We start from the raw sequence: 25,257 nt of genomic DNA, 5'->3' as shown, positions 1-25,257 counted from the left end.
TTGGCCGACTGTCCGCAGAAGTCCCCCTAACTGTCCGCCAATACCCTGCCCCGGCGGGCGCCAAGCGCTTATTTCTATGGTGCCGGACGTTCTGCGTACCGGCGCCACGTCCCACCACAATAATAATGAGGACAGCCATGAGCCCGAACCGCGCCACTTTCCCCTTGCGTCTGGCACTGACCTTGCTCGGTTGCACCGCGTGCCTGCCGGCCCTGGCCACCGAAGCCGGCGTCGACAACATCGGCCCCGGCACCGACGGATTTTTCATGCTGCCGCTGGAAGTCGACAGCCTTCCGCAGAACATGGTCGCGTTCAACCTCTACTACAACCATTACAAGTCGACCAAGCTCAACATCAGTTCGTTGGGCGGCAAGGTGCCGAATGTCGAGATCGAATCCACGGCGGTGATCCCGCGTATTGATTACCTGAGCCCGGTGCGCGTGTTCGGCGGGCGCCTGGCCGGCTACATCGCCCAGCCCTGGCTCAAGCAGGAAGTCTCGGCATTCGGTCTCAGCGATACCCGCGAAGGCATGGGCGACACCACCGTTGCGCCGATCATCCTGTGGGACATGGGCAAGAACCTGACCCTCGGCGCTGCCGTGGAAATCACCGTGCCCACCGGCGAATACAGCGTCGATCGGCTGGCCAACACCAGCAACAATTTCTACACCTACAAGCCGCTTTTCTCCTTCACCTGGCTGCCGACCGACAAGACCGAAGTGTCGATGAAGACCACTTACAGCTTCAATGAGAAGAACAAGGACACCGACTACAAGTCCGGGCAGATCTTCCACTTCGATTACTCGGCCAGCTACAAGATCACCGACGATGTGATGTTCGGTATCAACGGCTACTACCTCAAGCAGACCACCGACGACAAACAGTACGGCCACACCGTGCAATTCGCCGGGCAGGATGTGGATGACGGCGTGCGCGGCAAAGTCTTCGCGATTGGCCCGGCGCTGCACCTGACCTTCCTCAAATACGCCAGCGCGGAAATTCGCTGGGCCAAGGAGTTTGACGTGGAGAACCGGCCAGAGGGGGAAATGTTGTGGGCGAAGGTGAGTATTCCGTATGCGTTCTGAGTGCATTTGTAGGAAGGTGCGCGCGGATTTGTAGGCTGGAAACCTGAAAAACAGAGTGGAGGAATAAGCCTACAACGGCGGTCGAGATTGCCGGACAACGGAGGGAAACGTCCGGCAGATTTCAAAGGGGCGCTTGCAGATACTGGGCTTCGTTATCCCATGGTTCTTCGAGAGCTCATGGGGTACATCGTCTGCCAGTGACGACAATGGGCCATTCCCCCTTAAACTGCTGAGATTGATCACGGAGATCACTATGAGCTTATTACTTTCCCCGTTTTACTCTGACTTCGAATCCGAAGAAGAGGCAGAGAGCTACGATCGCTGGTTTCGTGCCAAGGTACAGGAGGCACTCGATGACCCCAGCCCTGGCATTCCCCATGATGAAGCTATGGCAATGCTCGACCAGATGCTGGAAGAGAAGCGCAGGAAGCGCCGCGCTGCTGCTTGAATGGAGCAATCAAGCTCTGAACGATCTGGCTGACATTATCGATTACGTTGAACAATACAACTCCAACGCTTCAGTGGCTCTACAGCACAAGGTTGGTGCAGCAACGCAAAGGCTTTCATCAATCCCCTATGGTTACCGGTCCGGTCGAGTGCCAGGCACTCGGGAAATGGTGGTCAATCCGAACTATCTGCTGGTCTATCGAGTGAACGGGCGCATCAAAATACTGACGTTAGTCCACACCCGACGACAATACCCACGAACCTCATCAACATAAAAAAGGGCGGCCAAAAGGCCGCCCGAAGCGTACTACACGAGAGTCTTTTACAACGTCAGCTGCCCCCGTTCCTCCTCGGTCAGCTGCTGTTTCGCCTGTTCATCCAGCACCCCGGCGCCCAGCACCTGCACCGGGCTGTTCGGGTTGTATCCGCTGGCCGGCGCACGACTGGCACCATCACGGCTCGGCGCCAGTTGTTCGTTGCCGAAGCTCAACACCTGCACGGTGAACACCGACGCCTGGTTCTGCCGCGCTGCTGCCTGCTGCTGACGGGCCACGTCCTCAGCGGCCTGGGTTGCCGAAGACGCCGCCGAACTGGCCGAGGTGATCGCACCGGTGTTCACCGCCGCCACCACCGGTACGCCACTGGTTTTACCCTGTACGGCGATGTTGGCGGCGTTGACCACGGTCAGCGCGGCGATGTTGACGTTGCCGGAGACGCGAATGCCCGCCTCGCCCGCATCGATGGTGCCCAGCGGCGCGATCAGGTCGATGTCGCCGGGTGCCACTTCGGCAATCGGGTTGAGCGTGGCAATACCGGCACCGGTGCTCGGCACCGATGGTGACAGCGTCACGTTGCCCCAAGTGTCATAGACGCGTTTTGGCGGGGTGTAGACCACCGTGGTTTTCGAGCCGCGACCGGCGTTGATGTCGCCCTCGGCCGACCAGCCGAGGATCGAGCCGCCGAAGGTGGTCATGATCCGGCTCTGCCCCAGCAGAATGCTGCCCTGCGAGTAGAGCTGAATGTTGCCCGAACCCTGGGTGATGATCCCGGCGGTGGACGGTGGCGCCGCGCCTTCAATGCCAAACACCTGACCGCCGCCCGGCGTGAGCATCTGGATATCGCCGCCGAACAGGGTCTTGACCCCGGCACCACCGTAGAGCGTGATGTCGCCGTCGTAACGCAGCGGATTGCCGGCCACATCGGTGCTCGGGAACAGTGCAGCGATGGCGTTGCGACCGCGCAGATAACTGCCTTTGCGCGGACCGTCAGCGTCGTTGTATTCCAGGCCGCCGGCGCGCAGTTCGGCGAAGTACACCTGCCGCGCAAAGATCGCCTGCTCGGCACTCGGCAGCGCGGCATAGAACGCCTGTGCCTGCTCTGCGTTGCCGCTAAAGCCGTAGCCGAGCGTCAGCCAGCTCTGCAACTCGTCGAGGTAGGTCTTGACCACTTTGCCCGGCTGGCCGTTGAGAGAGGCATTCGGATCAGCAAGGTTCTGCGGATTCAGGTAACGGGCGATGAGCCTTGTGTAATCCGGCCCCTGAGCGCCCGTGCCCGCCTGCAATACCACGCTGGCACCGGGCCGCGTATCCCCGGCCACTATCGAGCCCAGACTGGTAATGCTGGCGCGGTTTTCCATCAGAATGTTGCGCCCGGCATTGATATCCAGCGTGCCAGGGCCGGCGATATCGAAGCTGCTGTAAAGAATGTCGCGACCCGCCGACACCCGCGATATATCTCGCACGTCGTTATGAACGAACAGGTTGCCGGTCGAGGTAATGCCCTCCTGACCGACGCCCATTTCCTCGGGCTGCACGGCTGTCGGTTGGCCCAGGTTGGTTCCGGATGCCACGATGTCACGTCCGGCAATCATCCAGACAGGGCCTGCTGCTTCGTACCAAGTGCGTTTCGAGGTATCGAAACTCAACGTCTCGCCACTGCGTATCCCTACCAGATCGCCGGTCAGGGCATAGAACCGTGCGGGCCCCTGCACTTCACTCAAACCGGAATAGCTGTCGGGCCCAAAAGCGAACAGTGGATAACGCGAATTACCTTCCGGTTTAACACCGTCACTGCCGTAATTGCTGTTGAGTGGCTTGTTGGGGTTATTGCTGGAAAAGGCGAGGAATGACGGCCTGAACGGGGTGGCGATGGCCAGCGGGCTAGCCCCGGACTGATTGATTGCGTAGCCGCCGGCATAGATGGAATCGCCCGCCAACAGTTCGAGTTGCCCGGAGGTAGAAGGCGCCAAAAGCAGGGAATACGCGGTTTTCGGCGCAGCATTGCCTACACCGTAAGCCGCTGATGGCCCCGCATAAATCGAACCTTGAGCGGCAACGGCCCGAAGAATCGCCGGGTAGACAAAACGACCATCGGTGGGCGAGGTATTGGCGCCGCTCACAGGAGACAGACTCCCATCGACCTGCGCCAACTGAGTGCTGGGCGTGAGATTGCCACCGGCGGAAAACAGATCGATGGCGGTGTGATCGGTCCACAGTGAGAAGCCGCTCAGGATGCCGCCGGTCAGGATATTAGCGTTGCTATCGAGCAGTGGCGTGGCGTTGAATTGGCTCACACGACCGGGATCGGCCGCCCCCCCCAATACCAGATCACCACGGGTGCTGAGACTCATGCCGGAGTCTCCGGGAATCAGCACCAGGCCACCAGAAGCGTTGCTGGTCGTCGGGGTGAAAGGATCCAGCGGTCGGGTTTCACGGACATCATGCAACTGCGAGTTGGCACCGTATTGCAGATTGATGCCGCCCAGCGCCCCTCCGGTCAATTGCGCCGCACCGCGCAAGTTGATCAGTGCGCCTTGCAGATCGTGCCTCGGCGGCTGAGTTCCGTTATCCCCGGCCCGCGCTTGTAACGATGGATTGAGTGCGCCGCCGAGGTGAATGTCCATATCGCCACCGCCGGTCATCTGCACGCTGCCATCGTCGGCGACACGCCCGGTGCTGCCCACGGCAACGATCAGCCCCTGGCTGCGCGGATAATTGACCGCATCGCCCAACGGTCTGAGCATCCCGGCGTCGCCACCGGCACGCAGGCTGATGTTGCCGCCGCCCAGGGTGCCGAATCCGGTGAAGCCGACCAGGTACGGTTCGGTATTACCGTCAGGCGTCATCAACTGCGTGGCATAACTGCCGAAGTTGATCCACCAGGCCGTCGGCACATCCGTGCCTCCGGTCCCCTGGCGCCACAGCCAGTTGCCCATTGCCACACTGGCCATCTGCTCGCGGAACCCAGCCGCTGCCGATTGCGCTTTCGTGCCCACCGAGTCACCCGAAACCGATCCGCCGGCATTGATTGTCAGATTGCCCCCCATCTGCGGATACCAGGCCTGATAGAGGCTGTCGCTGCCACCGTCGACCCATTTTTCATAAGTGGCACCGGCCGTACCCAACACCGAATTGTTATCCGAAAGATGCCCGCGCGGCTGGTTATAGAGCGGATCGATATTCGCTGACTGGGTGCCGGCGGTGTACACGCCGAACGGTGAATCCATGCTCAGATTGCCTGCGGCGATCAGGTCGAGATCGCCAGTACCGGTGCGCAGGACACTGAACATCTGCGTATGAGCTTTGGCGGTTTTTCCGGGATTGTTGCCGATGCACAGTTCCGGCTGCAGATCACAAATGAATTGAGCCTCCTCGGGAACCGGCTCGTAATCCGGGCCCGCTCCACTGCCCGGCGCCCAGACCCAGCGAGCCATGGGGGCACAATCGCTCGGCTCGATAGTGCAAGCAACCAGAGCGTCATCGGGGACGGGTTCAAACTCGGGGAAGCCATATTGGTTACCCGCCGCCCAGACCATTCGCCCGGCCGATGTCGTCACCTTCACACCGTAATGAGTATCGGCCAGCCGCAGATCACCCTCGCGGGTCACCGGTTTCACGACACGGCTGTCGGCTGAATCAATATCCGCACCCGCTACCACGCGCATCGACCACGACGTACTGCCCGATGGCAGCATGCTCGCCACCGCCCAGTTCTTGCCTTGCTGGTCACCCGTGAACGGACGCAGTTCGATCAGCGAAGTGCCGTCGGCAAGCTTTACATCGGTCATCGAAGGAATCAGCGAGCCGCGCAGCAAGGCCAGCGCGCTACTCAGTTTCACACCGGAAACCGTTAAAAGATCAAGGTCGAAAACCCCTGGCAGCGGCACGCCCTTGGGCCAGGTCATGGCCTGCAGGCTCGTGGCCTTGTTCAGGCGGATACCGGCACCCAGGCGAGTGTTCGCCGGCAACGTCACACTTTCGCTGAGCAACGTTCCCGCCGCATACAACAGATTTCCGTTGGCATCATGGATAGCCCCCGCCAGCACAGTGCCGGCGCTGAACGTGTACGCTTCGCCCAGTACCGCCTGGGTCGGCAGCAACGTGCCACTGGCCAGTCTTGCACCCTGAATCGTCACGTCGTAATTGAGTGTCGCGCCCACCGGAAACTGCGTGCCCTCGGCCAGTGTCACTCCACTGCCCGGCACGATCAGATCGCCACCGAACGGCTGCACACCGGCAATCAGTTTCCAGCCGGCATCGTCCTGGGTTTCCGGTGGCGGCGCGAAGCCGTCATTGATGCTGCCGTAAATATCGAGGTTGCCACCGGCACGAATCACCAGGCTGCCCGCTTCCCCGGAACCATATACAGAGGGCTTCAGCTGTGTGTGCGGATTGAGACTGGCATAGCGGTAACCGGACAAATCCAGATCGCCCTCCACCACCAGATCACCGTCAGCCGTCTTGCTGGCGATCTCCACACCGGGCCGCAAATGGAACGCATCGGCATACGTAGCGTTGTTCAACCCGGCGAGCTTGCGTTGCAGCAGATCGTTGTTGCCCAGTGCGGCGTTGATAAAGTTGCTGCTGTCGCCGTGAATGCGCTCGAGCATGGCCTGATCAATCACCTGATACGGCCGACCACTGACTGCCTGATCGACACCCTCGCGGGCATCGGTGTAGCGGCGCAAACCGTTGAGGGCGATGGAGCGTGCGCCCTGAATGGTCAACGCACCGCTGGCGTCGATGGCGATGTCGTTGCTGCCCAGACGCGGCGCGTTCAGCTCCAGCGTACCGCGCAGCATTCCATCGTGTTGTCCGGCAAGGAAACCGGGCACGGCATCGGTGCCGTGGCGCAGATCGATGCGCGCGCCGCTGCCCAGCGTGAGCAAACCGTCACCGGAACTCAGTTCGACCGTGGCACGGTTCGGCGCATCGATGATCTTGCCGTAGCTGTCGACACGCAGCACGCGACCATGGGCATCGAGCACGCTGCTGCCCGCCAGGGTCAGACCGTTTTTCGCCGACAGGCGAATGCTGCCGACACGCTCGCCACTGGCGTCGATCAGACCGGTCGCCGTCAGGCTGCCATTGTCCACCGAGACATTGACCTCGCTCGCCTTAAGGCCATCACCGATCACCAGGTTGCCTTGCTTGAGCTGCAAGCTGCGGCTGCCGTAAACCTGCCCGGCATTCAAGCGCTGGTTGAGCGCGGCAAACTGCTCACTGGCGTCACCGCCCAGTCGTTGCGCGCGAATGTCCACTCCACCGGCCTTGTACGGCACCAACGTGCCCCCGGCGTCGTAGTAACCGCTGCTGCCGCCGACAATCTCGCCTTGCAGATCGACCATCCCGACCGCATCGGCCAGTGCGACGACACTGAGGTTACCGGCTTGATTGTTCTTCGCCGACAGATCGATCCGCGAGCCCGCAGCCTGACGGATATTGCCGTTGGCGCTGTACAGCGAGACGTCGCCGCCCCAGCTGTATTTGCTGACATCGTTGAACGGCAAGGTTCGCCCGGCCAAGTCCAGCACGGCACTAGTGCCTAGCGTCAAATCGCCCTCGGACTTGACGGTCAGCTTGCCGCTGGCCAAGGCGATACGGCTGTCCAGCACGATGTCGCGGGCTTCGAGATTCAACTCCGCCCCCAAGGCATTGGCCACCCCGGCAGCACCAGCGCCACTGAGCGTGAGGCTGTTGCCGGCCTTGAGCAGACTGACCGATGCCGCCTCGCCAGTGAGCAACGGCGTACGCAGATTCAGATTGCCACCGCTGTAGCGGTAACCCTTGAGCGAATCGTAAGCGCCCTGCTCCTGATACACCGCCAGGCTGCCCTTGTGATTGGCGGTGATGCGCTCGCTGGCGCTGAGGTTGACGTTGGCAAAACCCAGCGCCAGTCGATTGTTCTGATCCAGCCCGCTGGCCTGAGGCATCGGGCCGTAACCCAGCTCGATCCGCTGGGCCTGAATGTGCAGCGTGCCGCTGCCGGTGCCCGCGCCGCCCGTGATGACTGCGCCCGGGCTCTGGGTCGCGCCGTTCCAGATCAGGTTGGCGGTACGGATACTCGCCACATCGCCGGCATTGCCAAGACCGTAGATCGACGGAGTGACCAGCACCAGGTTCTGCAACTTGCTTTGGCCGGTCTGCGGATCGATTGTGTCGAGGCTGACGCTGCCGTAGAAATTGAAGGCGTCGCGAGTAGTCAGGCTCAGGGTTTCCAGGGCCGGCGCGGCAAACTGCGTATCACCGCGCAGCAAGCGGTCGAGTACGTTCTGGTTGAGCGTGAGGCCGGCGGGCACACGGCTGCCTGCCGCCGCCAGCGCCTCGGCGCTGCCGGCATTGACCGAGCCGACCGCCAGTGCCAGATGACGGGTGCCGAAACGCACCGCTTCACCGAGTTCGAACTGGTTATCCGTGGCGGCCGTGATACTGCCGTTCGAATACAGCAGGGCCGGATTGCTGCACACACTCGTTGCGCAAGTGCCGATCCGGATACTGCCCGCTCCGCTGATGCCACTGGCCAGCTCCGGCGCCAGCACATTGGTCCAGCCGTTGGAAACGATCAACAGGCTGGAACCTTTCGGCTCATAAACGTAACCGGCCAGCGAGTCGTAGGCGACGTTGCCACGCCCCAGCGTATTGATCCCGCCTCCCGCCTCGACCGTGATGCCGCCAAGCGTTGACGTGGTGCGCAGCAAAACCTGCGGCGCAGACAGAATCGCCCCTTCACGCAAGACAATACTTTCACTCGTGCCCAGGAAGCCGATGACGTTGGCGCTAGTGTTGTACAAGACATTCGGCATCGCACCGATGGTCAGCCGCCCCGCGTTGAGGCTGTTGAGCGTGTCGGTATACAACGACACACCGTTGAAGCCGGTGGTCGGTCCTCTGCCCGCGCCCAGTATCTCGAAGCTGCTGCCGGCGTAGCCGCCACGTACCACCGCCGTGCCGGCCATGCCGCCCTCGGCAGCCTCGAACAGCGTGCGCCCGTTGAACTGCAAAGCGATGTCTTGCTTGCCGCCGGGGGCCAGACGCAGATCCAGTGTCTTGCCGTCCATCGGTGCCAGCGCGCGCGGTACACCGCGCCGGGCGGCGTCGCTCTGGATGAATTGAGAGAAACCGGTTTCGTTGTACTGCGAGTAACGACGCAACACATCGGCTGACGTGAGAATCACCTGACTGGCCAGGCTGTCACGCAGGCCGGTATTGGCAATCGACAGCTGCCCGCTGCTGGTCCATGAACCATTGCGCAGTGGCAACGCCCCCGTTGTCACGCCGGGTGCCGCCTGACCGTTTACCTCAACCCGGAACGCGCCAGGCATCAGGGCAAACGTTGACGGCAACAGTGTGTAAGTACCCGCCGCCAACCCCGGCACACCGGCGCCAATGGTGATCTGCTGGCCAATGCGCGGATCGACCGCACCCGCTTCGGCCAGCATCGGCGCATAGCTGCTCTGGTTGCCGGGCACGATGGCATACACCGGGTTGCTCGCCAGCCCCGGCAGGCTGAAGGTGCCGTCAGGCGCATTGCGCACCAGCGGGTTGAAACGTGCATCGGTGGAACCCCCGCGACCGGACACGAAACCGGCGCCACGCAGATCGCCACCGCCGGACAGGTCGATGACCGCGCCGCTTTGCACATCGGCGAACTGCGTGCCGATCGACACGCCTGATGTTTCGCCGGAGATGCCGTCGAGCACCACGGATTTGCCGTTATAGCGATAGTCGATACCGTCCGTGGTGCCACCGTACGGCATGACCAGGCCGGCACCGCTGACCGAAGTCAGGCTGCCCGGCAGGAGACGAACCTCGTGAGTGGTGCTGAGCAAATCGTCACCCAATACGATCTTGCCCAGCGGTGCACGCAAGACACCGCCCTGCTCGATGTACGCGGCGGAAAAAATCAGCTTTCCGAATGCCGAGTACGGCACTGCAGCCGGTGCCGCGCCGTGGCCGCTGATCCGCAAGGTGTGTTCGGAAACCGGGACGGCGCCCTGATAACCGGCACGCACCTCAGCCTGAATACCCGTGGCGGGATAGATCTGCGCCGCACCGAGGTTCAAGTCGCCCGGCGTCCACAGCCTGGTTTTCTCCGCGCCATCATTCGGCGCGAGGAAGCGCAGGTCGCCGCTGCTGTCGAGGCTCACCAGACCGAAAGCCCGACGGCTGTATTCAACGGCCGGCGCCTGCCGTTGCAGGATCGACCCCTGAGTCCCGAAGGACAGGCCATTGCCCACGTCCAACAGGTTCGCGGAGGCATTGAACGTCGCGTCGGACAATCGGGCCGTCGGGCCAGGGAGCAACCGTGGGCGCGTCATGCTGAAGCCGGAAAAGTAGGTGCCCACCCCTGACAGACGCAGGTATGGAGCACTCAAATCAACCCGTGCCGAGCCTTTGGAATTCTCGGCGAGAGACAGCGCTCCGGCGAAGAGACTGAGGCTCTGATTCATGCGCAGATTGACGTCACCGTCAAACGACAACGGACCGTTGCTCAGCAGGCTGAGATTGTCGAAACCGCCCGTCATCAAGCCATCGGCACTCAAACGGGCTTGACCGTAACGCAAGCCATCGGCGCCTTCGCCGGGTTGCAGATTCGCGGGCAGCCGCTCGTTTCCTGCCGCTTGGCCAATGATCATTTCCCTCGGCGAGCGCACCGCGTTGCTCGCCGAATCGGAATACAACGGCGTCTCCAGCGCCAGTTCCAGACGACCACCGGCCGCCCCGACGCCACCCGCCGCCGCACGTAAGTTGCCTTCAACGAAAAGACCGTTATAAGAACTCAAACTGATGCGCCCGCCGTCCGTTGCGATACGAGTCGGGCCTTGACCGGCGATATCCAGAACGGCCTCGGTGCCCGAGGCATCCAGCCGCGCGCCCGGACGCACAATCACGTAGGCATCGGCAGCCGTGGCGGTTGTCAGTTTCGCATCGATCTCGCCGCCGATGATGATGCTGCCACCCTTGCCGACCTGCCCGTAAGTGCGGCCCAGGGTGTCGGTCGCCGTATTCGCACGCCCCGCGACATCCAGCACGGCCTGCTCGCCGATCCAGATCGAGCGGTCATGTGCATTCGGATCCGCCGCTTGAATCGAAGTGGCCGGCTGGATCGAGCCGAATTGTTGCTGACGAATATCGATCGTGCCGCCCCAGGCATTCAGTTCACCGTCGACGGTGATCTGCCCGGCACCGCGCAGCTTGATGCTCTGCCCCGGGTCGACGCTGATGCGCGAGCCACGGCCCAGGGTCAGGGGGCTGTCGGCCGCGTCTATCAGCCCGACCAGCGTCGCGCCACCTTGCAGGGTCAGGCTGGCGCCGGCGCGTTGGGTCAGCACGCCCTTGGTCGGGTTTTCCTGGAACAGCGTCGGTGTCCACAGCTCCAGCGCCGTTCGCGGATCGACGCCACTGACCTGGTTGGGTGCCGCATCACCGAAACGGTACACCGGCAGGGTCACATCAATCGCGGCGCCTTCGGCAACGTCGAGCCCCTTGAGACCGATCAGGTTGTAGGCGGAGAACCCCTTGCCGAACAGGTCGGTGGACAGTTGCAGGCTGTTGTCTGCCAGGGCTTTATCCGTCTGGCCGACGAGAATCCTGTTGGCCTGCACCGTCAAGGTGCCACCGCCCGTGACGCCATAACCGCGCAGTTCGCCATCGAGGTTCAGATGCGATGTGCCCGGCGCGGAAATAGCGCTCGACTCCAGCGTCAGATCACCACCCTTGCCACCCCGGGTCTTGCCATTGGCGAGCATGGCGCCACCGGAAGAAACGTCGAGCAGGCTGCCGGCAGCGACGTCGATATCACCGCTGCTGCGGATCGATATCAGGCCACCGTTCAGATACGCGAGGCTGGCGCTATCGTCCGGGTTGGTGCGCAGGTTGCTCCACAGCCCTCGGGTGTCGAGATGCACGCCCTCGGCGATGCGGGTTTGCGTGGTTTTTTCGGCTTTGGCCGCCAGGCGAGTGTCGGTGTTTGCGCCACCATTGAACTGATTGAGTACGTTGCCCAGACGCAGACTGCCACCGCGAGCAGTCAGGTCGGCGCCGATCTGCACATCCGGGGAATACAGGGTGATGTCGCCACCGTTATCGACCGTCAGCGCGCCGTCAACGGCAATCTGATCCTTGGTCGAAACCTTGAGCGCACCGAGGCGGAACCCGTTGAGTTGATCGTTATCAAGATACAGCTTGCCCTTGCGGGTATCGGACACCGCGCCGGTGAGGTCCGGATCATTTCCGGCAACCGGGCGCGTGCCACCGATCTGCACCTGATCGAGCAATGGATCGAGGGTGTAGAGCAGGCCGTTCGACGCCGCGACGAAGGTCGGATCGTAACTACCGACGATCAACTGCGCTCGCCGGGCCAGCGCGGTCTGGCTCTGCTGATAGCCGTCGAGCACCGGTTTCGGCGCCTGATTCTGCCGTTCGCCCTGATACACCTCGCCGATCATTTGCCCGTCGAGCACGGCGTTGGCCGTGGCGATCACCAGTTGTCCGGCATCGCGGCCCACGGTGTAACCCGACTCGAAACGCGAGCGCGGGGCAATCAGCGGGCTGTAGTAATAACTGGTCTGGCCCCAGCGTTGGCTGCTGTCTTCATAGCCTTTGTACAGGCCGGTGTAGAGCAGATCCCCCGGCGCGCGCGACACTTCATACAACTTGCCGTCGGCGCCACGCAGCCAGCTCTGGCGGATCTCGCCGCTCTGTACATCCAGGGTGCCGCCGGACAGGTTGATCAACGAACCTTTTTCCGTGACCACGTCGTTGCCGGCAAAACTCACCGTGCCGCCCTGAGCCATCCATTCGCCGACACTGTGCCCTTGAGTGCCGAGATAACCGCCGACTTCGAGCAAACCGCCCGCCGTGTACCAGCGATCCGTGGCGTAGCCGTTGGTCCCGGCCGGCACGTACACCAGATCGCGCACATCGACCCAGATGTCATTGCTGTTGAGCGCGCCTTTCTCGCGGTTGACCGAGGCATCGCGCTGCTCGTTGCCTTGCACGTTGATCTTGATGCTGTTGTTTTCCATTGCCACTTTGACGCCGAGGGCACCGGACACATCGATCATCGCGCCGTCGCGCACCAAGCTGCGGCGTTGTGCATTGACCGCGATCTGGCCGCCAGTGGCCAGGGTGATCGAACCGCTCTGGAACTCGACACTGCCGCCGCTCTGAATCTCGACGCGTGACTGATCGCCACGGATCCGGTTATTGGCCGTGACGCCCGTCAGCGCGGCCTGATGCTGGCTGTCGAGAGCGGTCAGGTCGCTGCTGTCGAGCATGATGGCCGTGGCGCTGCCCTGCCCCAGCGTCACGCTGCCGTTAGAATCGGTGCTCGGGTTGGAGAGGTGAATCGTGCCCCGCGTCGCCACTGACGTGCTGGCAAGCAATACGCCGTTTTGCACGACCTCGTGCCCAGCCATTGTGATGTCGCCGGTAGACGACTGGATCAGTCCGTTGTTAGTGACTTTGCCCGCAACGGCACCGGCCTTGAAACCCGGAATGACTTCGCTGCCGAATGTGGTGGACAGCGCATTGCCCTCGGTGCCCGAGCCTTTGCGGATGTAGAAACGGTCGCCGGCCGCCAGCACGGTCTGGCCCTTGATGGTGTTGATGTTGCCGTCGTTCTGTACGTCGCTGCCGAGCAGCAAGGCATAACCACCGGCAGCGGTAGACGATGCCGGCTTGTGGGTGTCGATGGAGGCACCGCGTTCCACCAACACCTTGCCGGCGGCATCGGTGAACGTCGGCTGGGTGCCGGTGCTGTCGAAATACAGCCCACGATCACGGAACTGGATGTCGGTGATGTTGGCGGCAGCGGCCACCAGGTTGCGCACGTTGACCTGACTGCTGCCGCTGAACACGATGCCGTTGCGGTTGATCAACATCACCGTGCCGTCGCCCTTGATCTGGCCCTGGATCTGGCTGGCCCGGGCATTCGGGTCGTTGACCCGGTTGAGCAGCGCCCAATTCGACTGCTGGGCGAATTCAACGGTGGTGTTGCGGCCGACGTTGAAGGTTTCCCAGTTGAGGATCGCCTTGTCGGCGGTCTGCTCGATCTTCACCGTGGTTTTGCCGTCGGCCCGGGTCTGCTGCGGGCCCTTCGCGTTCTGCCAGCCCTGGGTCAGGCTGTTATCGACTTTCAAACCGCCCTCACCCAGACCGTCCGGCACAAACTGTACCGTGCCCAACGCGGCAGCGCGTCCGGCCGCCTGCGCCGCTTGTTGCGCGGCAATCGCCGCGACGGTGTTGTTCAGGGTCTGGATCGAACGCTGCAACTGTGCATTGGCCTTCTGCTGCTGGGCCAATGGCGGTGTCATCCCCGGCAGGCCCCCCACGCTCGGACGCGCCGCTGCGGCCTGCTGCGCTGCCCCCTTGGCGGCAAACCAGTTCGAACTGAACGCCGTCTGCGCCTGCGCACTGCCCGCCACCAGACACAATGCCACCGCGTGCGCCAACGGCTTGAGCAGCCACAGCGCCGGCTCCACGGCATCACGCTGGAAGGACTGAACGTGGGTACGACGACGGGATGGGCGAGCGAGCATCACTACGAGATCCTTTTTTGATTGCCACACTTTGGTTGCCAAAGATGCCGCAGGCCTGCAAAAACCTGCTGTTACGACATAGGCAGTTGGCGGAGGGCGCGACCGAACGGATGTCACACAAACTTCATGTTCGGCGTGTATTCGAGCCAAAAAAAATGACGGCAACCCGAAGGTTGCCGTCATCGCTGTTACTACCGCGCGAGCTTACAAAGGACGACCGATAGCGTTGCAGACGCTGGCGTTGTTGATGTCCAGGTTGTTGCCCGAGGTGTTGGTGATGAAGTTGGCGGTAACAGCGGTTTTCCAGGCGTTAGGCACGGCGACGAACTTGTGGGCCTGTGTCGCAGTGTTGTTGCCCGGGTTGCTGTAATGCTGAGTCAGGAAGGCTTTGACGGCCGCGGCCACGGTTGCATCCTTGTAGCACTGACCGAAGATGAAGTTGGTGTAGGCAGCCAGTTTGTAACCCGAAGCCGGGTTAGCCACCACTGGCGACCAGTTGGCAGGGTTTGCAGCCTGGGCTGGGGTCGAAGGAGCCGACACCGACGACAGTGCGAGGGTGACGTTGAGCGAAGTTGGCTGAACGCCGTTGACGCGAGCAACAACAGCGTTGCTGGTGGCGTCGACACCGTCCGGACCGACATAACCGATCGAACCGTCAACCGCGTTCACGGCAGTGGCGACATCAGAAGTGTTGGCGACGCCGACCCAGTTCGAAGGCAGTGCCGAACCGGCTGGCAGACGAGCGTTGGTGAAGGTCGAGTTGGTGGCGAACTGAGTCGGGCAGACGGAGTTCAAGTGACGGCTGAGGATTTCCGAAGTGCCGCTGGAAACGTTGCGGTAAACGACGCGAATCGGCGTGGTGTCGGTCGTGCCGAGCAGCTGGCCCCAAGTGGTCTTGGCACCGGAGAACGCATCGCACAGCTGAGCGCTGGTCAGGTTCAGAGCGGTCTGGCCGGCTTTTTTGTACGGGATGGCAACCGAAGTAGCCACCGAAGGCAGTTGAATCAGCGGGCCGTACGAAGCGCCGTAGGTGGTGTTGTAGGTGCTGATTTCCGAAGCGCTGAGGATCGAGTCGCTACCGGCGAAATGCACGGTGCCGGTGGTGCTGAAGCCGGCCGGGTTGTTGGTCAGGAAAGCGGTCTTGCCGGCGCCGCTACCCACGGCGGCGTAGCTGAAGCTGGCTGGCAGGATGCTGTCGGCCGAACCTTTGTACAGAGCGGCTGGCAGAGTGGCGCCACCACCGGTAACGGCCATGGCTTGAGCGGAAGCCAGGGCGGCGACGGTCAGGGAAGCGGCGATCAGAGTACGCTTGAACATGAAGAATCTCCTTTTCAACGATGGTTGTGAACACAGGTTTTCAGGGGTCTTGCATGACACTGGGAAGACTCACCGCTGACCTTCGCAAGCGGGGTCCGTGGTTAAGTCGCACTGAGAAATTCGCATCTTGCGGTGACAGATAAAGGAAAAAACCTCGGGAGCTGCGCGGGGTTTTTCAGGGGGTTTTCTCGGGTGTTTATGGGAGATTGCGAGGGATCTGGATCGTGGGTTTGGCTGAAACTGGCTGCAGCCGTTGCGGGGTGGTTGCAGATGACAGAAAGGAGAACCCGAGGATGGGGGAAACCTGACTCGGGTGATGCTGAAGCCTTGGAAAAAAGTCTGAATTTTTTGTTGTCCGGACCGGCCCCTTCGCGAGCAGGCTCGCTCCCACATTTGAGTTGTGCTCATTCCATTCTCTGTAGGAGCTGCCGCAGGCTGCGATCTTTTGATTTTGCTTCTGCTTTTCAAGATCAAGATCAAAAGATCGCAGCCTTCGGCAGCTCCTACAGGGGTTATTGCACTAGCTGGTTGATCTCGATGATCGGCAACAACACCGCCATCACAATCACCAGCACCACCCCGCCCATTACCACAATCATCAGCGGCTCGAGCAACGCGGTCATGCCCATCGCCCGCCGTTCGATATCGCGGGACAGCGTTTGCGCCGCACGTTCGAGCATCGGCGGCAGTGCGCCGGTTTTCTCGCCGCTGGCGATCAGGTGAATCAGCACCGGCGGAAACACGTTTTCCACCCGCAACGCCGCCGCGAGGTTCACCCCTTCGCGAACCTTGGCCGTGGCGTCGCTGACACTCAGGCTGAGCCGATCATTGGATAGCGTCTGCCGCGCCGCCTCCAACGCGCGCAACAACGGCACGCCGGCACCGCCGAGAATCGCCAGGGTCGAGGCGAATCGCGCAGTATTCAGGCCCAACACGAACCGTCCGATCAGCGGCAATTTCAGCACCCGATGATGCCAACTCAAACGTGCCGCCGGATTGCGCAGATACAGGCGCCAGCTCCAGAAAACACCGGCGATCAGCGCCGCACACAACCAGCCCCACGCCCGAATGAAATCGCTGGCGGTGAGCATCGCCAAGGTCAACCCCGGCAAGTCCTGCCGCGCCTGGGAAAACGCACTGACCACCTGCGGCACCACGTAACTGAGCAAGAAAATCACAATGCCGATCGACACCAGCCCGACCACACCGGGGTAGATAAACGCGGTGAGGATCTTGCCGCGCAGGTTGTTGCGCTCCTCGATGTAATCCGCCAGCCGCTCCATGACCTGCGCCAGATCGCCGGACTCCTCCCCCGCAGCGATCAACGCGCGGTAAATCTCCGGAAAATCCCGTGGCCGCGCGGCCAGTGACTCGGCCAGACGCATGCCGCTGCGCACGTCGGCGCGCACCGCGCTGAGGGTGTGGGCGATGTGTTTTTTTTCGGCCTGCTCCACCGTCGCGCTGAGCGCGGCCTCCAGCGGCAGGCTGGCGCCGAGCAGACTCGCCAGTTGCCGGGTGGCCCAGGCCAGATCGTTGTCCGACATACGCGCACTGAACAGACCTCCGCCGCCATGCTGGGCGACGTTGCTTTCCTTGTGCACCGACAACGCGGTCAAACCACGGCTGCGCAACACGCCGAACGCCGCGCCCTGGCTGTCCGCCTCCAGATGCCCGGACTCAATCTTGCCGGTAGCGTCGGCGGCTTCAAAACGATAGCGATTCATCAGGCGTCCCGGGTCACACGGAGGATTTCTTCAGGAGCGGTGGCGCCGCTGCGAATCCAGCGCTCGCCGTCCTCGCGCAGGCTGAACATCCCGGCCTTCGCCGCCGCCGCACGCAAGGCCTGCTCCCCTGCCCCTTGATGAATCAGGGTGCGGATGTCGTCATCGATGCAGAACAATTCGTGGATGCCGGTGCGGCCGCTGTAGCCGGTGTGATTGCAGGCGGCGCAGCCCACTGGTCGCCAGGTGCCCGGCGCTGCCGGGTCTTGCTGTTTGCACTGATTGCACAACCGGCGCACCAGTCGCTGCGCCAGGACGCCGAGCATCGACGAAGCGAGCAGAAACGGCTCGACGCCCATGTCGATCAAGCGGTTGACCGCCGACACCGCGTCGTTGGTGTGCAGCGTCGCCAGCACCAGGTGTCCGGTGAGGGAGGCCTGCACGGCGATTTGAGCGGTTTCCAGATCGCGGATCTCGCCGATCATGATGATGTCCGGGTCCTGACGCAGAATTGCCCGCAGCGCCAGGGCGAAGGTCATGTCGATCTTGGCGTTGACCTGAATCTGGCTGATCCCCGGCAGGTCGTATTCCACCGGGTCTTCGACGGTGAGGATGTTACTGGTGCTGGCATCCAGTCGCGCCAGCGCGGCATAGAGGCTGGTGGTCTTGCCGCTGCCCGTGGGGCCGGTGACCAGCACGATGCCGTGGGGCTGGCGAATCAGGTGATCGAGTCTGGCCAGCACCTGCGCGTCCATGCCGAGGGTTTCCAGGTGCAGACGCCCGGCCTGTTTGTCGAGCAAACGCATCACCACCCGCTCGCCATGCCCGGTGGGCACGGTCGACACGCGAATATCGATCGGCCGCCCGGCCACGCGCAAAGCGATGCGGCCGTCCTGCGGCAGGCGTTTTTCGGCGATGTCGAGCTGGGCCATGATCTTGATCCGCGACACCAGCGCGCCGTGCAGCGCCTTGCGTGGCGAGACCACGTCACGCAAGGTGCCGTCGACCCGGTAGCGCACCACCGAGTGGGTTTCGAACGGTTCGATGTGAATGTCGCTGGCCTCATCCCGCGCGGCCTGAGTGAGCAAGGCGTTGATCATGCGGATCACCGGCGCGCCGTCCTGGGTGTCGAGCAGGTCGGTGATTTCCGGCATGTCCTGCATCAGGCGATCAAGATCGACTTCGTTCTCTGCCGCACCGACCACAGCGGCGGCGCTGCCGGTATCGGCATAGGCCGTGGCGAGCAGACCGTCGAGCTCGTCATCGCGCACGCGCCTGAGCGACGTTTCACCGAACTGCCGCCGCACCTCGCTGATCGACCAGCCGGGCGTCGATGGGCACACCGTCAGCACGCCGTCGCACAACAGAATGCGCTGGGCCTTGGCCCAGGCGTAGGGCAGTGAACTCATCTACACCCTCCCCCCATGACAATACAATCCCGTGTAGGAGCTGCCGCAGGCTGCGATCTTTTGCTTTTAAAGATCAAAAGATCGCAGCCTGCGGCAGCTCCTACAGGTCCAAGGTCGTACCCCATTCCTGTGGCGAGGGAGCTTGCTCCCGCTGGGCTGCGCAGCAGACCCAAACCCTGCAACCCCATTCCCACAGACACACCTTGCATGTCGGATTTGCGGGCGCTGCGCACCCGAGCGGGAGCAAGCTCCCTCGCCACGGTCATCATGCTGTTCAAAAGCGTGTGTTCCCATCAATCGGCACAGCCTTGATCGTCGCTCTCGGCCCCGTACCCGGCACCACCGCCGGCACCCCCTGCGCCGCCGTCGGCAACTGCGGCGCCTGCATGTCCGGCATTGCCCAGCTGCGTTCCGGTTGCAGCCCGCCCTGGGCGCGGCGCATGAAGTCGTAGCGGTTGAGGGTGATGCTGCGCCCCGCCTCGCTGTCGCGGATGATGTACGGGCGCAGGAACACCATCAGGTTGGTCTTGGTGATCGCCCGGCGTTCGTTGCGAAACAGCGCGCCGATTCCCGGCAAGGTGCCCAGCCACGGCACCGCTTCATTGCTCTGGCTGTAGCCGTCCTGCAGCAAGCCGCCGAGGACCATGATCTGGCCGTCGTCGAGCAGGATGCTGGTATCAATCGCACGTTTGTTGGTCACGATCCCCGCCGACGTCGCGCTGGCCGAAGCGCGCTCGTCGATGCTGCTGACCTCCTGATAGATATCAAGCTTGACCGTGCCACCCTCGGAAATCTGCGGCCGCACATTGAGCTTCAACCCCACCTCTTCCCGGGTCACGGTCTGGAACGGGTTGTTGCTGGTCCCACCGCCGCCAGTAACGTAGCTACCGCTGACAAACGGAATGGTCTGGCCGACAAAAATGCTCGCCGCTTCGTTATCCAGCGTCAGCAGGTTCGGCGTCGACAACACGTTGGTGCCGCCCTTGCTCTTCAGCGCCCGGGCCAAGACTTTCAGGTCGAGAATCTTGCCGATGCCGGGGATGTCGACCGTGCCGTTGACATAACCGAGGTTCAAACCCTGGGGCAGTACATCGAGACTGGTCTTGCCGTTGAGGTTGATCCCCGAACCGCCAAGATTCGCCCCGCCGATCACGCCTTTGCCGCCGAGATTACCGGTCTGCCACTGCACGCCGAATTCGCTGGCATCGTCCTCGCCGACCTCGACGATCAGGCTCTCGATCACCACTTGCGCACGGCGCTGGTCGAGCAAATCGATGACCTCGCGCAGGTTGCGATACAACGGCTCCGGTGCAGAAATCAGCAAGGTGTTGGTGGTCGCATCAGCCTGAATCGTCACCCCGCCGGCACTGAACGCGACATTCTGCTCGCTGGCCTGATTGCCGGCGCTGCCAGTCGAACTGCTGCCCTGCGCATAACTGCCGCCGGTGCTGCCAGTGCTCGATGTGGTCGAAGTGTTGCCACTGGTTTGCGTGCCACTCTGCGCGCTCGATCCGCCATTGTTGTTGCCGTTGCTGCCCATGGCGCTGAGCACCGAGCGCGCACTGTCGCTGGTGCCGCTGTCGCTCTCGCCAGTCAGCAGCCCGCGCAAGGCCTGCGCCAGTTTCGCCGCTTGCGCGTTACGCAAATAAACCACGTGCAGATTGCTCGGATTGCTCTGCGCGTTATCGAGTTTGTAAATCAGATTGCGCGCCAGCTCGGTGCGCTCGGGGCTGCCGGCGCGGATGATGATGGTGTTGGAACGCGGGTCGCCGATCACCGCGATTTTCTGCGTCGGGTCGTTGCCCGGCGCGTCGAGCAGATCCGCGACCATCGGCGCGATGTCGGCGGCGATGCCGTTCTGGATCTGCACCACGTCGGTGTCGATCGCACTCGGCGTGTCGATGGTCTGGATCAACTGGGCGACGCGGGTCAGGTTCTCGGCGTAATCGGTAACCACGATGGTGTTGTTGCCGGGGTAGGCATTGATCGGGTTGTTCGGCGAGACGATCGGACGCAGCACCGGAATCAGGTTCACCGCGTTTTCATATTGCAGGCGAAAGGTGCGGGTGAGCATGCCGTTGCCGGCGGGTTTGTCCGGGCTGTAGATCGGCCCGCCGAGCAGTTTCGCGTCGGCCTCCGGCACCACCTGGGCGACGCCGCCGACATCGACCACGCTGAAACCCTGCATGCGCAACGCCGCGAGCAACATGTCATAAGCCTGGCGTGCCGGCACCTGACCTTCCGAGACCAGCGTCAGGCTGCCCTTGACCCGAGGGTCGACCAGAAACTGCTGGCCGGTGGAACGCGACAACGCGCGCACCACCGCTTGTATATCGGCATCGACAAAATTCAGCGTCACCGGTTGATCGCCCAGCGGATTGCTCGGCAATGTGCTGCCGCGTGGGGCGCCGCCACTGCGTGCGCGTTCGGTAATGTTGTGCATCTGCCGTGGTTGCGGCGCGGTTTGTGCCTGGGCACGTTGCCGGTCGAGCAGCGCATCGCCGCTGCGCTGGGTGTTGGCCAATGGGCGGCCGAGTTCGCTGTCCACCAGCAACGGCGGCTGGTTCGGCGGTGTGGTGGTGTTGCTGCACGCGCTCAATGCCATCAGCAGCATCGGCAACGCCATGCGCGCCGGTTTGGATCCTGACCCCTTCATGAAGCTTCCTTAGCGCCCAGCGCCTGATCCATGCGAACGGTGCCTGACAATGTGCCGGCAGTGACTTCGGTCGAAGCGTTGTCTGCGCGTTGCAGACGGGCCTCGACCACTTGCAGAGAAAGTTGTGCCGGGTTGCTCAACAGCCAGTCGAGCACTGCATCGGCCGGCGCCGCGTCGAACGTCAACTGCCACGCGCCGGCCTCTCCGGCCTGCAATTGATAGTGTCCGGCTAGGCCGCTGGCCTGCAGCGTCTGTTCAAGAGACTGCACCAGGCTTTGCCCGTCTGGGCGTACGCTGATTTCGCGCAACAGCACTTCAAGGGCTTCGGTCTGCGCATGCAACTTCGGCGTTTCGTTTTGCCAGTAAGTGATTTTTTTCAGCGGCGGCTGGATCAGCGCGACCCACACCAACAGCGACAACAGCACCACCGTCATGCCGCCGACCATGCGTTTTTCGCGCAGGGCCAACGCTTGCCAGCGCGCCTGGAGTTGCGCGCTGAAACGCTGCCAACGGGCGCGATACACCGCGAGCGATGCCTTATTCATCTTCTGCTCCGCTGTCGTCAGCGCTTTCGTCGGGAGTGGCGACTTCGTCGCTCGGGCGCAGCAGCCAGCCTTCATCGTCAGCCGTCGCACTGATCCCGACCTGAGCCAATGCAGCTTGCCAATCCTTGTCCTTGTCATTGGCGCTGCGCCGGGCATCGGCCAGCAGACTCAACTGCAAGCTGCCGTCGACAAACGTCAGGCGCTCGACCGTGCCGGCCATGAACGGCATGCCACTGCCGGCCTGCAACACCAGCCGATTGAACGGCTGCGCCGGATCCTCCGCCGCCCCCTTCTGCCGCGCCGCCAATTGCTGACGCGCCTGTTGCAACGGATTGAGGATCACCGGCAACTCGGGAAAGGCCTGCTTCACCCGCTGGGTCATCAACGTCTTGAGCTGCTGACCCTGACTGGCTTCACGGGCGGCATACAGGTTCAAGCCAATCACCCACACCGCCACCGCCAATGCGCACAGCCCCAACGCCCGGCCCCAACCGCGATGCTCGCCGCGCTGCTGTTGCACCGCCCCCTGCAGGCCCCAACCGGGCAACGGTCCGGTCCAGCGCTGCGCCTCGGCCATCGGCAATTGCGCTTGCGGCGGCGGTGCAGAACCGATCCAGTGCAAGGGCGTGCCGCAGGTCAGCAGCCAATCGCCAATCTCGTCGTCGAACAGCGGCTGCACCCGCGCCGTCTGCACGCTTTCGCGCAGCAACAAATGGCCGTCCTGCCGACAAGCCACCGTGCCCGGCAGCACCGGCAAGCTGTACGCCGCCGGGTACAAGCCGCGCAGATTCATCCCGGCCTGCTTCAGCAGTTGCCCCAAATGCTGCAAACGCTGACGCGGCGCCCAGGCGATCTGCACCTGCCCCGCTTCATCCCGCGAACTGTGGGCGATGTGCATGTCATTGCAGTCACCGAGCATCAAGGCCTGCGCAGCGCATTGCACCGCGGCTGCGGTCTTGTTCGCTGGCAGCGGCGGCAGGTCGATGCTCGCCAGCAGGCTGTCCGACGGGTGCAGAAAAGCGCTCAGTGGTGGCTGTTTCGCTGACTGCCCCAGTTGGCTAAAGGTCAGACGCTGCTCACGAACGACCTGCCCCTGACGGTCCAGCCACGCGCAGTCCATCTCACTGTCGAGACTCAACTGCGCCAGTGGCGGCAAACTCACACGCAACTGACTCATACGCCCACCCGCGACCAGATCACCTGCGGCAGACGATCCTCGCTGCGGTGCAGCAACGCATCGAGACTGACCCGACGCTGATCACGCCGCGCCTCGCCACGCAGGCGAAACCAGTCACTGGTGATGCCGACCTTGACGCTGGTCAGCTCCAGTTGGGGCATGCGCAAGCGGTTGACGAAATCGCCACGGTTGATGAACCAGCGCCCGGCGTCACGCTCATTGATCAGCGCCTGCGCCCGCTCCAGCGACAACCCCGGCACATACGCGGCCAGCACCGGCGCGGTGGCGGTATTGCCGTTGAGCCAGGTGGTCGCGGGGATCACCGTCAGGTACGGCGCCAGTTTGCCGATGACAGCCTCATTCACGCCCTCGACGCTGCGCAGATCATCGACACTGCGCAGCATCGGCAACTTCGGATTCTGCGGCTTGCGCGACGCATTCGGCGACGTAGCGCGGCCACTGTCAAAGGCGTTTGTGCTCGCGGTGTTTTCGGCAATCTGCGGGTTCAGCAGATACGGATAGGAGCCGATCACCCGCTGACTGATGCGCTGACTCAACCCGGCGCTGATGCCGATCAACTCGCACAGCCGCTGAAACGCCTGCACCTGCGCTTCATCGACACGCTCGTTGGCCACCAGATTGCGCAGGTTGAACTTGCCCTGCTCATCCTCCAGCCGCCCCTCGAAACCCTGCGCATTCAAGCGCTGCGCCCACGGCTGATCGAGCCGGGTCAACGGATCACGCTGCCGCGCATCCCAGAGCAATTGCCGGCTCATCTCCAGCCCACCGTGCAACAACCAACGCCCCTGCACCCGCTGCTGATCCGCCTCCAGCGCACGGGTCGAAACGCTCTGCCGGGTCAACATCCCCGCCGCAATCACCGCGACCACCGCCGCAATCAACAGCGCACTGATGATCGCCATCCCCTGCTGGTTCGATTGGCTGTTCATCACCGGCCTTACAGCTGCCAGGAACCGATATCGGCATTCACACCGTCGCCGTCAGGCTGACCGTCGGCACCGAGGGAAAAGATATCGATCTCGCCGTTGGCGCCGGGGTTGAGGTACTGATAAGGACGACCCCACGGGTCATTCGGCAGACGCTCCAGATACGAACGCCAGTTGCTGTTCTTCGCATCCGCCGGCCGCTCCACCAGCACTTTCAGACCCTGCGTCATGCTCGGGTAAGTGCCGTGATCGAGGCGATACAACTTCAGCGCCTGCATCAAACCACCAATATCCTGCTTCGCCGCCGTCGCCCGCGCCTGATCCGGCCGGTCGAGCACCTTGGGCACCACCATCGCCGCCAGAATCCCGAGAATCACCACGACCACCATGATCTCGATCAGCGTGAAACCCTGCTGCCCACGGGGCATCCGGCTCGGTCGCTGGGGCTGTTTGAACTGCGCGATATCCATCTCGACATTCCCTTGGCTTGATTCGATTCGACGCGCAGTGTTGCAAGAAGATATGTCAGGGATGTTGAAAATCCTCGGGAGTTTTCGTCGTCAAGCCGTCAAGGACGGGGGTTAGGGTCGAGGGCTGTGTTGTGGCTCTGAGCCTTATATGCCTACGCGCTCCCGAGAAAACGGATTCACCCTGATTGAAGTGCTGGTGGCGCTGGCGATCATTGCCGTGGCGATGTCGGCGGCCGTGCGCGTGGCGGGACTGATGACCCAAAGCAGTGGAGTTCTGCGTGATCGCTCGATTGCAATGATCGCAGCGCAAACACGCATGGCGGAGCTGCAACTGGAAGGTCGATTGCCGACCGGTGTGAAAGCCGTTGATTGTGATCAGGGACGATTGTCGTTGCGGTGTGAGCAAGTAATCGCAGCGGCTGAAAATGGCCGACTACTCAAAATCGCCATCCAGGTCTTCGACCGCAACCAGGACGCCCCACCCCTGGCCCGCCTGGAAACCCTATTGAATCGCCCCCTGTAGGAGCTGCCGAAGGCTGCGATCTTTTGATCTTGTTTTTTAAAATCAAAAGATCGTCCGATCGCGGCCCGAGCCTCCGGCAGCTCCTACACAAACATCTCAGGCAACAAAACAACGCATGCCCCACACGATATCCGCAATCA

Annotated in this window: 13 protein-coding genes; 4 read left to right on the top strand and 9 right to left on the bottom strand. The window is 62.5% G+C overall.

Features of this window, described 5'->3' with window-relative positions; all coding sequences use genetic code 11:
• The first annotated feature begins 137 nt into the window (after window positions 1–137).
• The 3 genes from LOY52_RS11820 (at window position 138) to LOY52_RS11810 (ending at window position 1,807) form a co-directional block, all read left to right on the top strand.
• Window positions 138–1,085 (top strand): transporter, encoded by a 948-nt coding sequence (locus LOY52_RS11820; RefSeq protein ID WP_258679588.1) that lies wholly within the window; start codon window positions 138–140, stop codon window positions 1,083–1,085.
• 253 nt (window positions 1,086–1,338) lie between these two features.
• Window positions 1,339–1,533, top strand: coding sequence for a stability determinant (locus tag LOY52_RS11815; RefSeq protein ID WP_258679587.1), 195 nt, complete (start codon window positions 1,339–1,341; stop codon window positions 1,531–1,533).
• Complete coding sequence (locus LOY52_RS11810; protein WP_309474947.1) at window positions 1,439–1,807, top strand: type II toxin-antitoxin system RelE/ParE family toxin; 369 nt, start codon at window positions 1,439–1,441, stop codon at window positions 1,805–1,807. Before LOY52_RS11815 ends, LOY52_RS11810 begins: the two co-directional genes overlap by 95 nt.
• Window positions 1,808–1,854: 47 nt before the next feature.
• Here the strand turns inward: LOY52_RS11810 and LOY52_RS11805 are convergent, their stop codons facing one another.
• The 9 genes from LOY52_RS11805 to gspG all read right to left on the bottom strand — a co-directional run bounded on the left by LOY52_RS11805 (window position 1,855) and on the right by gspG (window position 24,594).
• The gene (locus LOY52_RS11805; protein WP_258679586.1) at window positions 1,855–14,352 is read right to left on the bottom strand and encodes a filamentous haemagglutinin family protein; all 12,498 of its coding nucleotides are present in this window, start codon (window positions 14,350–14,352) and stop codon (window positions 1,855–1,857) included.
• A 204-nt stretch (window positions 14,353–14,556) separates the two neighbouring features.
• A complete protein-coding gene (locus LOY52_RS11800) occupies window positions 14,557–15,669 on the bottom strand; it encodes a substrate-binding domain-containing protein (RefSeq protein WP_258679585.1) in 1,113 nt (370 codons plus the stop codon).
• A gap of 512 nt (window positions 15,670–16,181) precedes the next feature.
• Window positions 16,182–17,393 (bottom strand): type II secretion system inner membrane protein GspF, encoded by a 1,212-nt coding sequence (gene gspF, locus LOY52_RS11795; protein WP_007961842.1) that lies wholly within the window; start codon window positions 17,391–17,393, stop codon window positions 16,182–16,184.
• Window positions 17,393–18,799, bottom strand: a complete 1,407-nt coding sequence (gspE, locus tag LOY52_RS11790) for a type II secretion system ATPase GspE (RefSeq protein ID WP_258679584.1) — start codon at window positions 18,797–18,799, stop codon at window positions 17,393–17,395. The genes gspF and gspE overlap by 1 nt, the downstream gene beginning before the upstream one ends.
• A gap of 274 nt (window positions 18,800–19,073) precedes the next feature.
• Window positions 19,074–21,455, bottom strand: coding sequence for a type II secretion system secretin GspD (gspD, locus tag LOY52_RS11785; protein WP_258679583.1), 2,382 nt, complete (start codon window positions 21,453–21,455; stop codon window positions 19,074–19,076).
• Window positions 21,452–22,000, bottom strand: a complete 549-nt coding sequence (locus LOY52_RS11780; RefSeq protein WP_258679582.1) for a type II secretion system protein M — start codon at window positions 21,998–22,000, stop codon at window positions 21,452–21,454. Before LOY52_RS11780 ends, gspD begins: the two co-directional genes overlap by 4 nt.
• Window positions 21,993–23,177 carry a type II secretion system protein GspL gene (gspL, locus tag LOY52_RS11775; protein WP_258679581.1) on the bottom strand — a complete coding sequence of 395 codons (1,185 nt, stop codon included), beginning with the start codon at window positions 23,175–23,177 and terminating at the stop codon, window positions 21,993–21,995. The genes LOY52_RS11780 and gspL overlap by 8 nt, the downstream gene beginning before the upstream one ends.
• Window positions 23,174–24,127 carry a type II secretion system minor pseudopilin GspK gene (gspK, locus tag LOY52_RS11770; protein ID WP_258679580.1) on the bottom strand — a complete coding sequence of 318 codons (954 nt, stop codon included), beginning with the start codon at window positions 24,125–24,127 and terminating at the stop codon, window positions 23,174–23,176. The genes gspL and gspK overlap by 4 nt, the downstream gene beginning before the upstream one ends.
• An 8-nt stretch (window positions 24,128–24,135) precedes the next feature.
• Window positions 24,136–24,594, bottom strand: coding sequence for a type II secretion system major pseudopilin GspG (gspG, locus tag LOY52_RS11765; protein WP_115989621.1), 459 nt, complete (start codon window positions 24,592–24,594; stop codon window positions 24,136–24,138).
• A gap of 148 nt (window positions 24,595–24,742) precedes the next feature.
• Between gspG and gspI the strand changes: the two genes are divergently transcribed.
• Window positions 24,743–25,117, top strand: a complete 375-nt coding sequence (gene gspI / locus LOY52_RS11760) for a type II secretion system minor pseudopilin GspI (RefSeq protein ID WP_258679579.1) — start codon at window positions 24,743–24,745, stop codon at window positions 25,115–25,117.
• The last annotated feature ends 140 nt before the right edge of the window (window positions 25,118–25,257 follow it).

This window comes from Pseudomonas sp. B21-051 (genome assembly GCF_024748795.1).
Classification (GTDB): domain Bacteria; phylum Pseudomonadota; class Gammaproteobacteria; order Pseudomonadales; family Pseudomonadaceae; genus Aquipseudomonas; species Aquipseudomonas putida_A.
Note: the sequence above shows the minus strand (reverse complement) of the source record. Positions and strands in the feature narration are given on the sequence as shown.